We start from the raw sequence: 16,263 nt of genomic DNA on the forward strand, positions 1-16,263 counted from the left end.
TACATTGTATTTATAAACAATTGATTACAATGATAATTTATTTTAAATCATACTAATTTAGTCAATTATAAAATCATCAATTATTTTAAATAAATTATTAATCATATTATTTTACTCGGGATTTTTTTATTTAAACCCACTACTTTAATCTGATTTAAAATAAAAAAGGCGATTATATTAATCGCCTTTTATTCAATCATTTTTTAAATATAGTTATAGCACCATTGCCGCGATCCAACCAAAAATCATCAATGGAATATTGAAATGAATAAATGTCGGAATCACACTGTCTTTCATATGGTCATGTTGACCATCCATATTCAAACCTGATGTTGGACCTAAAGTCGAGTCTGAAGCTGGAGAGCCTGCATCACCTAGAGCTGCAGCAGTACCTATGAGCGCAATTGTTGCTGCTGGACTAAAACCAAACTGAATACATAATGGGACATAAATGATTGCAAGAATTGGCACTGTGGAGAATGATGATCCTATACCTAGTGTAATTAACAACCCGATGAGTAACATCCAGAATGCTGCCCAACCTTGACTATCACCAATCCATGCGACTGAAGCTTCCACTAGAGTCGGAACCTGACCAGTAGCGCCGATCACGGCTGCAAAACCTTGTGCTGCGATCATAATAAAACCCACGAGTGCCATCATACGCATACCAGTAATGATGACATCGTCAGCTTCTCTCCACTTGAAAATACCTGCACAGCTTAGGATCGCCACACCGACTAAACCAGCTAAAATCATCGAATCAGAATACAATTGCACTGCAAGCGTTGCTAAAACAGCACCCCCCGCCATATAAATCGTAAATTTAGAAACCTCCGGTCTCGCAGAACCTTCTTGAACACCCATTTCACCCGAAATGCTTTGTGGTTGTTCTTCGACATGAATGTCACGATATTCTCGTGGTTTACGATAGCTATAAAACACTGCGATTAATAAACCTACGAACATCCCAAACACAGGAATCGCCATCGCAGAAGGGATTTGATCATAATCAATTTGGAAGCCAAGTGGTTCACCAAAAGTATTGATGTTTTGACCTAAAATATCATTTAGGAAAATTGCACCAAAACCGACTGGGATCAACATATAAGTTGCACATAAACCAAATGTGAGTAGACATGCAACCAATCGTCGATCAAGCTTTAAATGGTTGAATACCATCAATAATGGTGGAATCAATACAGGAATAAAAGCAATATGCACGGGAATTACGTTTTGAGAACAAACAGCCGCTATTGCAACCGTTGCAAAGATGGCATATTTGACACGATTTTGTATTTTAAGATTAGCCTCACCTTTAAGTGAATTAATCATTTTATATGCTAGAAGATCTGGCAAACCTGAACGAGCCAAAGTTAAGGCAAATGCACCAAGTACACCATAAGCTAAAGCAATCTGGGCACCCTTGCCCAAACCACCATTAAACGCTTCCATAGTGCCTTGTAAACCAAGACCAGCCAATAGGCCTCCTGTTACAGCACCAATGATCAGTGCAAATACCACAGGCACACGAGCCAAAGAGAGGCCAAACATGACCCCAATGGCAGCAAGAATTGCAAACATAAGAAATAGGAATCAGACAAAAAAACTATTTTATCAGAATTTGTTTGTAATAAATCTGCTCATCAGGGGTTGAAACCTTCACTCGTCAGATTCTATTCGCCTTGCGCATTTTTTTTTGCAAATTGTTTAATATACGATGCGATCTCTTGTGCACGACTTAAAACTGCCCAGTGATTCGCATCTACCTCAACACGTTCAAAACCTGTCGCCCATTTTGGAATTTCGTCAATCAACTCTGGACTTACATATTTATCGCGTTTTAAGACTACCGCTTGAACGGGGCAAATCGCATGACGTTGACGAGGCATCATTAGACGTGGAATAAAGTTTGCCCGATACAGTGCCACACCATACTCACCATCCTTAGAGATATTTTGGTTTACAGGTAAGCCTTTTGTATCTTCAAGAATTTCAAATATTTTGCCCCAGCGATCTGGATTGAGAAAATTCCACATCGTCGGTGCAACTACGGGTAGCTGAAATAGTACGATGTACCAAGACTTAATCAATTGCTTAAAGAACTTTGGTTTTTGATGTTTGAATTGTTCACGCATCCAATAAGCAGCATGGTCCAAGCATGGTCCAGATATAGTGGTATATGAAAGAATACGACCTTTAAATTTAGATTCTGTTACGGATTCCCATGTTTGAATTGAGCCCCAATCGTGTGCTGCCACATGAAAGTTTCGATTTGGCAACAGACGATTTACCACACTCTCCAAATCCAAAGACAGTTGAGCTAATGCATAAGCGCGAATCTTTTTCGGTAAGCTCGATTGACCAGCGCCACGCACATCATAAGTTACAACAAAATAATCTTCGATTAAATTCGAAATGATTGGTTCCCATACTTCTTGATTGTCTGGATAACCATGCACAAGCACCAATGCCGGCTTATTCCGATCTCCCCATGTTTTAGCATAGAGTTTTTGTTGATCTGTCGTGTTAATCCAATGCGATTCAAATTGCATAATATGCTCAACCTTTTTTGTTATTGATTGACCGTTTTCTTGGTCTACGATGATTTTCGATCAATGCCAGAATATTTTTTGTACTTTAGTATGCTAACTAATGAAATAAAAATAATTGACCTAAATGAGTATTTTGAAAAAGCTAACGACAATTCCGTTAATCTCCAAGTATATGTTTAATAGCTTTGCACCCTTTCAAGGCGCAGGCATTACTATCGATAAAATCGACTTAAAAAATCATCATATTCGTGTAAAAATGCCACTTACACGAAAAAATAAAAATATTGTGGGTGTCCACTTTGGCGGTAGCCTTTATTCTATGGTTGACCCATTCTATATGACATTACTCATGTATCACTTAGGTGATAAATATATTGTTTGGGATAAGGCTGCAAGCATCGATTTTTTAACTCCTGGTCGTAGCACTGTTTATGCAGATATCCGCATTGATTCCAGTGAAATACAACTCATCAAAGAGCTCGCTAGCAATCATGCTCCTGTTTACCGTAGCTATACTGTGAATATTATGGATGAATCAGGCTTACGGATCGCAGAAGTTCACAAAACTGTGTATATCCGTCGCAAGAAGGCAAAAGCCACACGTTTCCGTTAATAAAAAAAGCGCTCTATGAGCGCTTTTTTTTATCACTTTAGCAAATTAACGATTATTTTGTTCTATCGCTTTTGCTCTATCGCTGCTCCTGCACCGCCGCCAATTGCACCACCAATTGCAGCGCCAGAGTTACCACCAAAAATACTTTTACCGACTGCAGACCCGATTGCACCGCCTACACCACTATAAGTGGCATTACGATCTGAGCCCCCTTGAGCTTTACTACCTATAGCGGCACCTGCACCACCACCAAGCGTTGCACCAACACCACCACCAACATTATTACCAACACCACCACCAAGTGCGCCACCTGCAGCAGCTGCACCAATACGCTGTTGATTCGGCGTCATGCTTTCACAACCTGCAAGTAGCATTGTAGATACGGTTGCCATCGCCATGACAGCTGTTAACTTTTTCATCTTGATGTCCCTCTTTGTCTATTTATATAAGCATATCGCGATCTAGAGAATAAAATTTTCAATTTCTGTTACAAGACAACGCGAAAATGATGCTATTTGTAAAGAGTTTTTTTCAAAATAGATATTTAGCCTCAAATTCACATTATCAAACTCAATAAAAAAAGGCACCCGTAGGTGCCTTCTTAATTCAGTTTAGATTAAAACTGATCTTCATTTAATGCTTGTGAGAACGCTTGGTCAACTTCAGAGAAGTCATTAACCAATTCGTGCTCAGCAGCTTCTGCTTCTTGACGACGACGCTCTAAGTGGTAAGCCAAGCCTGTACCCGCTGGGATCAAGCGACCAACAACCACGTTTTCTTTTAGACCGCGTAAATCATCTTCTTTACCTGTTACAGCAGCTTCAGTTAACACACGTGTTGTTTCCTGGAACGATGCAGCAGAAATGAACGAGTCAGTAGAAAGTGAAGCTTTCGTGATACCCATCAATTGACGTTCAAACTTCGCAGGGAACTTGTTCTGAGCAAGTACTGCTTGGTTTTCTTGGACAACACGGATGTAATCCACTTGCTCGCCTTTGATGAAGCTTGTATCACCACCATCGATGATCTCAACTTTACGCAACATTTGACGTACGATGACTTCAATGTGCTTATCGTTGATTTTTACACCTTGGAGACGATATACGTCTTGAACTTCATTCACGATGTAGTTCGTAAGTGCAACTTCGCCTTTCAAACGTAAGATGTCATGTGGGTTTTGCGGACCATCAGAAATCGTTTCACCACGGTTCACATGCTCACCTTCGAACACGTTAATCGTACGCCACTTAGGAATTAACTCTTCGTAAATCTCTGAGCCATCATCCGGTGTGATCACCAAACGATTCTTACCTTTAGTTTCTTTACCAAAGCTTACAACACCTGAAACTTCTGCAAGGATCGCATGTTCTTTCGGCTTACGTGCTTCAAACAAGTCAGCTACACGTGGAAGACCACCGGTAATATCACGAGTACGTGAAGTTTCTTGAGGTACACGACCAATTACATCACCCACACCAATTGTTTCGCCATCTCGGACAGTCACAATTGTATTTTGTGGTAAGAAGTAGAACTGTTCACCACCATCAACTGTATCTAATACAATCGCTGGACGTAAGTCTTTACCAGAAGCTGGACGAGACGTTACAGGTAAAATTTCAACTGTCGTCATACCAGTTGCATCATCTGTTTTCGAGGTTGCAGTTACACCATCAGCGATTTGGCTGAAACGTGCTTTACCAGCAACTTCTGTTACCAATGGATGCGTATGCGGATCCCAAGTCGCTACAATACCGCCAGCTTCTACCGCACCACCATCTTTAATCAAGATTGAGGCACCGTAAGGAAGTTTATAACGCTCACGCTCACGACCGATGTCATCAGTGATACCAATCTCACCAGAACGAGAAACAGACACTAAGTGACCTTTAGCGTGTTGAACTGTCTTCACATTATGGAAACGGACAAAGCCTGCATTACGTACTTGAACACTGTTCGCAGCAGAAGTTCGGCTCGCAGCACCACCCACGTGGAATGTACGCATCGTTAACTGTGTACCTGGCTCACCAATGGATTGAGCAGCCATTACACCCACTGATTCACCTGGATTCACCAAGTGACCACGTGCAAGGTCACGACCATAACATTTCGCACATACACCAAAAGTAGATGCACAGTTTACTACTGAACGCACTTTAACTTCATCGACACCTTGCTCTTCTAGGTAGTTTGCAAGTTTCTCATCGATGAGTGTATTACGTGGCAGTACTACTTCATCAGAACCTGGTCGCTTCGCATCTTCAGCTAATACACGACCAAGCACACGAGTACCTAAGTTCTCGATAACATCACCACCTTGAATGAATGGCGTCATTACGAGACCGTCAAAAGTACCGCAATCTGGCTCAGTAATCACTAAGTCTTGCGCTACGTCTACAAGACGACGTGTCAAGTAACCCGAGTTCGCTGTCTTCAATGCTGTATCGGCCAAACCTTTACGTGCACCGTGTGTTGAAATGAAGTACTGAAGTACGGTCAAACCTTCACGGAAGTTCGCTTTAATTGGTGTCTCAATAATCGAGCCATCCGGTTTTGCCATCAAACCACGCATACCTGCAAGCTGACGAATCTGTGCTGCACTACCACGGGCACCAGAATCAGACATCATGTAGATGGAGTTGAATGATTTTTGTTTCTCATCTTCGCCCTGTTTGTTCTTAACAGTCGTGTAAGACAAGTTATCCATCATCGCTTTCGCTACTTGGTCATTTGTACGTGCCCAAATATCGACAACTTTGTTATAACGTTCACCGGCAGTTACGAAACCTTGTTCGAACTGTTGCTCAATTTCACGAACTTCAACTTCAGCTTTCTCGATGATTGAATACTTCGCAGGTGGAATCACCATGTCTTCCATACCAACAGACACGCCTGAACGTGTTGCTTGACGGAAACCGAGGTACATCAATTGGTCAGCAAAAATAACAGTATCTTTCAAACCAAGCTTACGGTAGCAAGAGTTGATCAATTTAGAGATGTTCTTTTTGGTCATCTCAACGTTGATTTGCTCGAAGCTTAAACCTTCTGGCACAACTTCCCAAAGTAAACAACGGCCTGGCGTTGTATCAACGATAATCGTTTGTTGCTCACGCTCACCATTTTCATTGATCACAGTTTGATGTACACGAGCTTTAACGCGAGCATGTAAATCAACTTGACCTGTTGCAAGCGCACGGTTTACTTCGTGAGTATCCGCGAACACCATGCCTTCACCTTTGGCATTGATTGCATCACGCGTGATGTAATACAAGCCTAAGACAACGTCTTGCGATGGAACGATGATTGGTTCACCGTTTGCTGGAGACAAGATGTTGTTCGTTGACATCATTAACGCACGAGCTTCTAATTGAGCTTCAAGTGTTAATGGAACGTGTACCGCCATTTGGTCACCATCGAAGTCGGCGTTGAACGCAGCACATACGAGTGGGTGTAGACGGATCGCTTTACCTTCGATCAATACAGGTTCAAATGCTTGAAGACCTAAACGGTGAAGTGTTGGCGCACGGTTCAACATCACTGGATGTTGACGAATCACAGATGCAAGAACGTCCCAAACTTCTGGAGTCTCACGCTCAACCATTTTCTTCGCAGCTTTAATGGTAGTTGCTTGGCCAGACGCTTGTAATTTCGCGAAAATAAACGGCTTGAATAACTCAAGTGCCATTTTCTTAGGAAGACCACATTGGTGAAGACGTAAAGTAGGACCTACAGTAATTACCGAACGACCAGAATAGTCAACACGCTTACCAAGTAAGTTCTGACGGAAACGACCTTGTTTACCTTTGATCATGTCTGCCAAAGATTTAAGAGGACGTTTGTTCGAACCAGTAATTGCACGACCACGACGACCGTTATCTAACAATGCATCTACAGACTCTTGTAACATACGTTTTTCGTTACGTACGATGATATCTGGAGCAGCTAGATCAAGAAGACGCTTTAAACGGTTGTTACGGTTAATCACACGACGATAAAGATCGTTCAAATCAGATGTCGCGAAACGACCACCTTCAAGTGGTACAAGCGGACGAAGATCTGGTGGAAGTACTGGAAGTACAGTCAACACCATCCATTCTGGTTTGTTATTCGACTCTTTGAACGCTTCCATTAACTTCAAACGCTTAGATGCTTTCTTAAGCTTCGTTTCAGAAGTTGTATTTGGAATTTCTTCACGTAAACGAGAAATCTCAGCTTCAAGATCGATGTCTTTCAACAAATCTTGAACTGCTTCAGCACCCATTTTCGCAGTGAATTCATCACCGTGCTCTTCTAATGCTGTGAAGTATTCTTCGTCATTCAGAAGTTGGTATTTCTCAAATGGCGTCATACCAGGATCTGTTACAACGTAAGATTCGAAATACAATACACGTTCGATATCACGTAGCGTCATGTCTAAAAGAAGACCGATACGGCTAGGCAGTGATTTTAAGAACCAAATGTGTGCAACTGGTGAAGCAAGCTCAATGTGACCCATACGCTCACGACGAACTTTCGCAGTTGTTACTTCAACGCCACATTTTTCACAAATGACACCTTTGTATTTCATACGCTTGTATTTACCACACAAGCATTCGTAATCTTTTACTGGACCAAAAATTTTGGCACAGAATAAACCATCACGTTCAGGTTTGAACGTACGATAGTTAATTGTCTCTGGCTTTTTAACTTCACCATGAGACCATGACTTAATCATTTCTGGTGACGCAAGACCAATACGGATGCGATCAAACTCTACAGGAGCATGACCGTCTGAATCCGTCTTTTTGCGCATGATATCGAGCAAGTCTTTCAATTTTTTTCTCCGTGTGTTGTGGAGATTTTCACTTCACAACTGGGTCACAAATATTGTTTTTTAACTGAATTGGTAATCTCCCCTAACCCCTCTTTTTTAAAGAGGGGTTAGTCTCCCCCTTATCAAAGGGGGATTGAGGGGGATTTAGTCACCATTTTTCAGTTCAATGTTGATACCTAAAGAACGGATCTCTTTGGTCAATACGTTGAACGATTCAGGCATACCTGGGTCCATATAATGGTTACCATCTACAATGTTCTTATAGATACGGGTACGACCCTCAACGTCATCCGACTTCACAGTCAGCATTTCTTGAAGCGTATAAGCTGCGCCATATGCTTCGAGTGCCCAGACCTCCATCTCACCGAAACGCTGACCACCGAATTGTGCTTTACCACCAAGCGGCTGTTGCGTTACAAGCGAGTAAGAACCTGTAGAACGCGCATGCATCTTGTCATCAACCAAGTGGTTCAATTTCAACATGTACATGTAACCTACAGTTACAGGACGGTCAAAACGTTCACCAGTACGGCCATCATACAGTACTGTCTGACCAGTACGTGAAAGACCAGATAGTTCTAATAACTCTTTGATTTGACCTTCTTCGGCACCGTCAAATACTGGTGTTGCAAGTGGAACACCTTTACGGAGGTTGCCTGAAAGTGCCAAGATTTCATCATCAGTTAAGCTATCAAGATCTTCTTGCTCGCCACCAACTTTGTTGTAAATCTTGTCTAAGAATTCACGAAGTTCAAGTACAGTACGTTGTTCTTTCAACATTTGATCGATCTTGTCACCAAGACCTTTCGCAGCCATACCCAAGTGAGTTTCAAGAATCTGACCCACGTTCATACGTGAAGGTACACCTAGTGGGTTCAATACGATATCTACTGGAACACCATTCGCATCATGTGGCATGTCTTCAACTGGCAAGATGTTTGATACAACACCTTTGTTACCATGACGACCCGCCATCTTATCACCAGGCTGAATACGACGTTTTACTGCTAGGTAAACTTTAACAACTTTCAATACGCCAGTTGTTAACTCATCACCTGTAGAAAGCTTGCGTTTTTTCTCAGCGAATTTCTCATCAATTTCAAGACTCTTCTCTTTCAAGAATACTTGAATTTGAGTTAAACGCTCCGCGATGCCTTCATCTACTGGTTGGATATCAAGTAGATCAACAAGTTCTAGATTTGAAAGAACTTCATCAGTTAACTTATCGCCACGTTTTGTTGTACCGCCGCCATTAGACTCTTGACCATTCAACAAACGTACAACGCGCTCACGTGCAGCTTCTTCGAAGATTTTGTATTCTTCTTTCAAATCTTTACGGTATGCATCAAGTTGAGCTTTTTCAATCGCTTGAGCACGTTCGTCTTTCTCGATACCATCACGAGTAAACACTTGAACGTCGATAACTGTACCCTTCGTACCAGATGGAACACGAAGTGAAGAGTCTTTCACATCAGCTGCTTTTTCACCAAAGATTGCACGAAGCAATTTTTCTTCAGGAGTCAACTGCGTTTCGCCCTTAGGTGTTACTTTACCAACTAAGATGTCGCCAGCAGTTACTTCAGCACCGATATAGACAATACCTGATTCATCAAGCTTAGAAAGTGCAGCCTCACCTACGTTCGGGATATCAGCAGTAATTTCTTCTGAACCAAGTTTAGTATCACGCGCGACACAAGAGAGTTCTTGAATGTGAATAGACGTCAAACGATCTTCTTGAAGAACACGCTCAGATAATAAGATCGAGTCTTCGTAGTTATAACCGTTCCAAGTCATGAACGCGACACGCATGTTTTGACCAAGTGCCAATTCACCGCCATCAGTTGATGGACCATCAGCAAGTACATCACCACGACCAACTTTGTCGCCTAGGTTCACAAGCACTTTTTGGTTGATACATGTGTTTTGGTTCGAACGTGTGTACTTGATCAAGTTGTAGATATCTACACCTGCTTCACCCGCAACCATTTCATCTTCATTCACACGAATAACGACACGAGATGCATCTACGTATTCAATACGTCCACCACGTTTCGCGATCACACACACGCCTGAGTCATGCGCCACGTTCGCTTCCATACCTGTACCAACAAGAGGCTTGTCAGCAATCAGCGTAGGAACAGCCTGACGTTGCATGTTTGAACCCATTAATGCACGGTTCGCATCATCGTGTTCAAGGAATGGAATCAGTGACGCAGCCACAGAAACAACCTGCTGAGCAGATACGTCCATGTGCGTTACTTTTTCTGGCGGCATACGTACGAAGTCACCTTGGTGACGAACAGATACGAACTCTTCTGTTAAGTTGCCATCTTTATCCAATTGAGAATCGGCCTGTGCAATCACAGTACCTACTTCTTCAATTGCTGATAAATATTCAACTTCATCCGTTACACGGCCATCAACAACTTTACGATATGGAGTTTCTAAGAAACCAAAGCTATTCGCTTTCGCATATACAGATAATGAGTTGATCAAACCAATGTTTGGACCTTCAGGCGTTTCAATTGGACAAACACGACCGTAGTGAGTTTGATGTACGTCACGTACTTCGAAGCCCGCACGTTCACGTGTTAAACCACCTGGACCTAATGCTGATACACGACGTTTGTGTGTAATTTCAGACAATGGGTTGTTTTGATCCATGAACTGAGATAACTGGCTTGAACCAAAGAATTCTTTGATTGCAGCCGCTACTGGTTTTGCATTGATCAAGTCTTGTGGAGACAAGTTATCTGTCTCTGCTTGTGATAAACGCTCTTTCACAGCACGTTCAACACGAACTAGACCAACACGGAATTGATTTTCTGTCATTTCGCCAACAGAACGTACGCGACGGTTACCTAGGTGGTCGATATCATCGACTTCACCTTTACCGTTACGGATTTCAACCAGTGTTTTTAATACGTCAATGATGTCATCGTTTGAAAGAATACCTTCAACTTCACGTGACTTCTGATCTGTACCCACTTCGTAAGGACGACCTAAACGACGGTTGAACTTCATACGACCGACTGGTGATAAATCATAACGTTCAGAAGAGAAGAACAAGTTATTGAATAAGTTTTCTGCAGCTTCTTTCGTTGGTGGCTCACCTGGACGCATTACCTTGTAAATTTCTACAAGTGCTTCTTCACGACCAGAAGTCGTATCAGCACGTAATGAATCAGCTACGAATGAACCGCGATCGATATCGTTGGTATAAAGTACGTTAAATTGCTTAACGCCACCTTCAGCGATTTTAACCATAACTTCATGGCTAAGAACCGTGTTTGCAGCAATCACATCACCATTGTGTAATGTAATATCTTCAGCAGTAATACGCTCATATAAATATTCATCAGGTACTGGAAGTTTAGTTAAGCCTGCAGCTTCCATTTGACGAACATGACGCGCATTAATACGTTTACCTTGCTCAACGATTGTCTTACCGTCATTGTCTGTGATATCAAATTGTGCCATTTCGCCACGCAGACGCTCTGGAACCAAGTCAATTTGATAGCTGCCCATGTCTAGATATACAGGAACCTTTTCATAGAACATGTCTAGAATTTGTTCGTTTGTATAGTTCAAGGCACGAAGAATCACAGTCGCAAGTAACTTACGACGACGGTCAATACGAACGTATACTAAATCTTTAGCATCAAACTCAAAGTCTAACCATGAACCACGGTAAGGAATGATACGTGCTGAATAAAGCACCTTACCACTTGAATGCGTCTTACCCTTGTCATGATCAAAGAACACACCAGGTGAACGATGTAATTGAGATACGATTACACGCTCAGTACCATTGATCACGAACGTACCATTCTGTGTCATAAGTGGCATTTCACCCATGTACACTTCTTGTTCACGTACGTCTTTAATTGATTTCGTTTCGCGATCCTTAATGATCAAACGAATTTTTACGCGCATTGGTGCCGCATAAGTTGAGCCACGAAGAATACATTCGCGAACGTCAAACTCTGGTTTACCAAGGCTATACTCAACGAATTCTAAAGCAGCATTCCCAGAATAACTTTCAATTGGAAAAACTGAACGAAATGCGGCTTGGAGACCGATATCTTCGCGGTTTTTTGGTGTTTTGCCATCTTGAAGGAACGTTCTGTACGAGTCGACTTGAATCGCGAGCAGGTACGGAGCATCCATCACTTGGGGCAATTTACCAAAATTCTTACGGATCCGTTTCTTTTCGGTATATGAGTATGCCATCTGGAGTCCTCGGAAAGTAAACTAAACCCGCCTGCAGAACGGGTCTAGAAGGAATTACGCAGGTCGATATGACCACCACTTTGTTCAAATGCTGCAATGTTCAGTGGTATTAAAACGCTTAACAATATTTTTAAACATGGAAAAATATTGGTAAGCGTTTGATTTTATTCAATTATAGTTAGTATTGATGATTTTTACATCAAGTTAACAAAAATCGAGCCGATAATTGTAACGCAAAAAGGCTGATGACCCAAGAGCCATCAGCCAATTTTTGGGGTCAAATTAATAATGACCCCATGGCGAAATTACTTAACAGTAACTTGAGCACCAGCTTCTTCAAGTTTCTTCTTAAGTTCTTCAGCTTCTTCTTTAGAAACACCTTCTTTAAGAAGAGCTGGAGCGCCTTCAACTAAATCTTTAGCTTCTTTAAGACCAAGACCAGTAGCTTCACGAACTGCTTTAATTACAGCAACTTTGTTAGCACCGAAAGAAGTCAACTCTACATTGAATTCAGTTTGTTCTTCAGCAGCAGCAGCGCCAGCACCTGGAGCAGCAGCTACAGCTACAGCAGCAGCAGATACATTGAATTTCTCTTCAAAAGCAGAGATAAGTTCAACAAGTTCAAGAACAGTTTTTTCAGCAACTGCGTTTAAGATTTCTTCGTTAGTTAAAGCCATGAGAATAACTCCAAATGGATATTGAATGGTGTGGAAATTGATTTATTAAGCTTAAGCAGCTTCTGACTCGTTTTTCTCTTTGAGCGCAGTAATAAGGCGACCCAATTTCGAAATAGGAGCTTGAAGAACATTTGCAAGCATAGTAAGCGCTTTTTCTTGGTTCGGAAGGTTCGCGATTACGCTAACTTCAGCACCTTGATAAACCTTGCCATCGAATGCAGCAGCTTTAAGTTCAAATGCTTTATTAGTTTTAGCAAATTCTTCAAACAAACGAGCAGCTGCGCCCATGTCGTCTTCAGAAGTCGAGAAAGCTAAAATTGTTGGGCCAACAAGGTTGTCGTTCAAGATATCGAACTGAGTATCTTGAAGAGCACGTTTAGCTAAAGTATTACGCACGATACGTGTAGTAACACCTAGTTTACGCGCTTCAACACGAAGAGCAGTTAATTGCTCAACAGTTAAACCTTGGTAGTCAGCAACAACAGCAGTGAAAGCAGTAGAAGCAACAGCGTTAACTTCAGCTACGATCTGTTTTTTGTCTTCGATAAGAAGAGCCATTGTAAAACCTCCTAACGGTGATTTATGTACTCACGCGAAGTACACTCCCAGTTCGTTAACTCATCACTGAGTCAACACGCGGAGGATGAACTAAATCACACCACCGCGTCTACGCAGGCTGGAATATTAAGAGCGAAGCATAAAACTCCCCTCGCCTGAGGTCTTTGACGCTGATAAATTCTCATTTACCAATTCAAAGTTTGCCTAAGTTCGCAAGAAATCCAAAACCGGTATCTTGCGTAAGATTTGAAGCAGCGCTTCAAATCTTACTCAGGGCTTTAAAATTCTGTCTAAGTTAAACTTAGTTAGAAACGTTAGTTACATCAATAGTAAGACCAGGACCCATAGTTGAGCTTAAAGTGATCTTTTTGATATAAACACCTTTAGAAGTTGCAGGTTTTGCTTTCTTAAGGTCAGCTACAAGAGCTTCAACGTTTTGACGAACAGCTTCAGCAGTGAAACCTACTTGACCGATCGCAGCATGGATGATACCCGCTTTGTCTACACGGTAACGTGCTTGACCAGCTTTTGCATTTTTAACTGCAGTTGCTACGTCAGGAGTTACAGTACCCACTTTAGGGTTTGGCATTAAGCCACGTGGACCAAGGATTGTACCTAACTTACCTACAACGCGCATTGCATCTGGAGCAGCAATCACTACGTCAAAGTCAAGGTTACCCGCTTGAATGCTTTCAGCAAGGTCATCAAAACCAACTACGTCCGCGCCTTCAGCTTTAGCAGCTTCAGCAGCAGCGCCTTGAGCAAACACAGCTACACGTACAGTTTTACCAGTACCTGCAGGAAGTGTAGTCGCGCCACGAACAACTTGGTCAGATTTACGAGGATCAACACCTAGATTTACAGCTACATCCAAAGATTCTTTGAATTTAGCAGCTGGAAGGCTAGAAAGTACTGCTACAGCTTCTTCCAAAGTATAAACTTTGTTCGCTTCTACAGCAGCTGCAATCGCTTTTTGACGTTTAGTTAATTTAGCCATGTCTTAAAGCTCCACTTCCAAGCCCATAGAACGTGCAGAACCAGCAATGGTACGTACACGCGCGTCTAAGTCAGCACCAGTTAAATCTGGTTCTTTAGTAGTCGCGATCTCTTCTAATTGAGCACGAGTCAACTTACCAACTTTAGTTTTGTTAGGTACAGCTGAACCCTTTTGGATACCAGCAGCTTTCTTAAGAAGAATAGCAGCAGGCGGAGTTTTCATGATAAATGTGAACGACTTGTCGTTGTACACAGTGATCACTACAGGAATCGGAAGACCAGCTTCAAGTTTTTGTGTAGCAGCATTGAATTCTTTACAGAATGCCATGATGTTTACACCACGTTGACCTAGTGCAGGACCGATTGGTGGAGATGGATTCGCTTTACCAGCTGGAACTTGCAGCTTGATATAGCCGTCAATCTTCTTAGCCATTTCAATTACCTCTGGGTACAAACGCCGATTAAGGCTCCCCAATATTTACAAGTAACGATACCGTTACAACAACAATGCCCGATTAATAAAATCGGGCGTTTTCAACCAATTCAGATTAAATTGTTTTTTCGACTTGTCGAAATTCCAATTCAACTTGAGTTGGTCGATTGAATACATTAATCGTCAACGTTAAGCGTGACTTTTCGTACTGAACTTCTTCCACCACACCTTTAAAGTCTGTGAATGGACCATCAGTAACCAATAATTCTTCGCCTGGCTCGAACATTGTCTTAGGACGAGGTGCTTCGCCAGTATTGCGTACACGTGCAAGAATCGCGTCAGCTTCTTTTTGCGTAATTGGAGCAGGCTTTTCTGCCGTACCACCAATAAATCCGAGCACTTTTGGACATTCTTTAACAATGTGCCAAGTATCGTCATTCATTTCCATTTCAACTAACACATAGCCTGGAAAGAATTTACGCTCTGACTTACGTTTCTTACCATCCTTCATCTCTACCACTTCTTCGGTAGGAACAAGGACTTCACCAAAGCTATCGGCAACAGCGCTACGCTGGATTCGATCATTAAGCGAACGCATCACTTGTTTTTCATAACCTGAATAGGCATGAATAATGTACCAACGTTTCATAGCTCTTTTACCCGATAATAAACTTCATCAACCAACTAATAATGTAATCAAAACACCATAAACCAATAGCGGTGATTACAACAACAAGTAACACTTGCCATGATGCAGTTACTGTTTCTTGCTTTGTTGGCCAAATCACTCGACGCAGTTCAATGCGTGAGTCTTTCAACAAACGAACAAAGCCTTTGCCTTGATGGGTGGCGTATAATAAACCTAAAGCCACAACGATACAAGCCAAAATTACCCCAACACGCACCCAAATATTGTTTGCGGGAACCCAATATGCTGGAAGATGTTGATTTACCATAAGTGCACCAGCAAGTAATGCCAATGCAATAATCCATAAAATCACGTCAACTGGTGAACCAGATTTAACGACTTCAGCGGAATTGTTTCTTTGAGGAATTGGCGCGTCGCTTAATGCGTCACGCGATTTATCATTCGACATTTTTGTACTCGTCGTTGAATTCGCGACTTATTATATGACCAGTTTAGCCAGCATCAAGCTTTTTATCAAAAATAATTTGGCAGGCCAGGAGGGACTCGAACCCCCAACATTCGGTTTTGGAGACCGACGCTCTACCAATTGAACTACTGACCTATAACAAAACCGAGAATCGAAACTCTCGGTTTTCGTTTGTACTTCTATTATGCAGTTACTTTAGCAACAACACCAGCACCAACTGTACGACCACCTTCACGGATCGCAAAACGTAGACCTGGGTCCATTGCGATTGGG

The 16,263-nt window shown here is 42.0% G+C and carries 13 protein-coding genes and 1 tRNA gene; 1 reads left to right on the forward strand and 13 read right to left on the reverse strand.

Annotated elements, in window-relative coordinates:
* Window positions 1-213 precede the first annotated feature (213 nt).
* Complete coding sequence (locus AC1M9L_RS12975) at window positions 214-1,584, reverse strand: Na+/H+ antiporter family protein (protein WP_179998816.1); 1,371 nt, start codon at window positions 1,582-1,584, stop codon at window positions 214-216.
* 92 nt (window positions 1,585-1,676) lie between these two features.
* Entirely contained in the window at window positions 1,677-2,555 is an 879-nt protein-coding gene (locus tag AC1M9L_RS12980; protein WP_481592360.1) for an alpha/beta fold hydrolase, read from the reverse strand.
* A 124-nt stretch (window positions 2,556-2,679) separates the two neighbouring features.
* Between AC1M9L_RS12980 and AC1M9L_RS12985 the strand changes: the two genes are divergently transcribed.
* Entirely contained in the window at window positions 2,680-3,168 is a 489-nt protein-coding gene (locus AC1M9L_RS12985) for a DUF4442 domain-containing protein (protein WP_481592361.1), read from the forward strand.
* Window positions 3,169-3,230: 62 nt separating this feature from the next.
* Here the strand turns inward: AC1M9L_RS12985 and AC1M9L_RS12990 are convergent, their stop codons facing one another.
* The 11 genes from AC1M9L_RS12990 to AC1M9L_RS13040 all read right to left on the reverse strand — a co-directional run.
* Complete coding sequence (locus AC1M9L_RS12990) at window positions 3,231-3,587, reverse strand: DNA transfer protein p32 (protein WP_481592362.1); 357 nt, start codon at window positions 3,585-3,587, stop codon at window positions 3,231-3,233.
* 197 nt (window positions 3,588-3,784) lie between these two features.
* Complete coding sequence (gene rpoC, locus AC1M9L_RS12995; RefSeq protein ID WP_035265945.1) at window positions 3,785-7,978, reverse strand: DNA-directed RNA polymerase subunit beta'; 4,194 nt, start codon at window positions 7,976-7,978, stop codon at window positions 3,785-3,787.
* Window positions 7,979-8,122: 144 nt separating this feature from the next.
* The gene (gene rpoB, locus AC1M9L_RS13000) at window positions 8,123-12,211 is read right to left on the reverse strand and encodes a DNA-directed RNA polymerase subunit beta (RefSeq protein WP_481590119.1); all 4,089 of its coding nucleotides are present in this window, start codon (window positions 12,209-12,211) and stop codon (window positions 8,123-8,125) included.
* A 305-nt stretch (window positions 12,212-12,516) separates the two neighbouring features.
* The gene (gene rplL, locus AC1M9L_RS13005) at window positions 12,517-12,888 is read right to left on the reverse strand and encodes a 50S ribosomal protein L7/L12 (protein ID WP_035265942.1); all 372 of its coding nucleotides are present in this window, start codon (window positions 12,886-12,888) and stop codon (window positions 12,517-12,519) included.
* 51 nt (window positions 12,889-12,939) lie between these two features.
* Window positions 12,940-13,446, reverse strand: a complete 507-nt coding sequence (rplJ, locus tag AC1M9L_RS13010; RefSeq protein ID WP_035265941.1) for a 50S ribosomal protein L10 — start codon at window positions 13,444-13,446, stop codon at window positions 12,940-12,942.
* 301 nt (window positions 13,447-13,747) lie between these two features.
* Window positions 13,748-14,443 carry a 50S ribosomal protein L1 gene (gene rplA, locus AC1M9L_RS13015; protein ID WP_035265940.1) on the reverse strand — a complete coding sequence of 232 codons (696 nt, stop codon included), beginning with the start codon at window positions 14,441-14,443 and terminating at the stop codon, window positions 13,748-13,750.
* Window positions 14,444-14,446: 3 nt separating this feature from the next.
* On the reverse strand, window positions 14,447-14,875 hold the full coding sequence (gene rplK, locus AC1M9L_RS13020) for a 50S ribosomal protein L11 (protein WP_004813566.1): 429 nt from the start codon (window positions 14,873-14,875) through the stop codon (window positions 14,447-14,449).
* Between the two features lie 115 nt (window positions 14,876-14,990).
* Window positions 14,991-15,524: a transcription termination/antitermination protein NusG gene (gene nusG / locus AC1M9L_RS13025; RefSeq protein WP_035265938.1), complete on the reverse strand. Its 534-nt coding sequence runs from the start codon at window positions 15,522-15,524 to the stop codon at window positions 14,991-14,993.
* A 7-nt stretch (window positions 15,525-15,531) separates the two neighbouring features.
* Complete coding sequence (gene secE / locus AC1M9L_RS13030) at window positions 15,532-15,972, reverse strand: preprotein translocase subunit SecE (RefSeq protein ID WP_035265936.1); 441 nt, start codon at window positions 15,970-15,972, stop codon at window positions 15,532-15,534.
* Window positions 15,973-16,049: 77 nt separating this feature from the next.
* Window positions 16,050-16,125 (reverse strand) — tRNA-Trp (locus AC1M9L_RS13035).
* Between the two features lie 47 nt (window positions 16,126-16,172).
* Window positions 16,173-16,263, reverse strand: a 91-nt coding sequence (locus tag AC1M9L_RS13040) for an EF-Tu C-terminal domain-related protein (RefSeq protein WP_019509660.1), incomplete at its 5' end; no start/stop codon positions are given.

The organism is Acinetobacter sp. ANC_7511 (assembly GCF_056779975.1).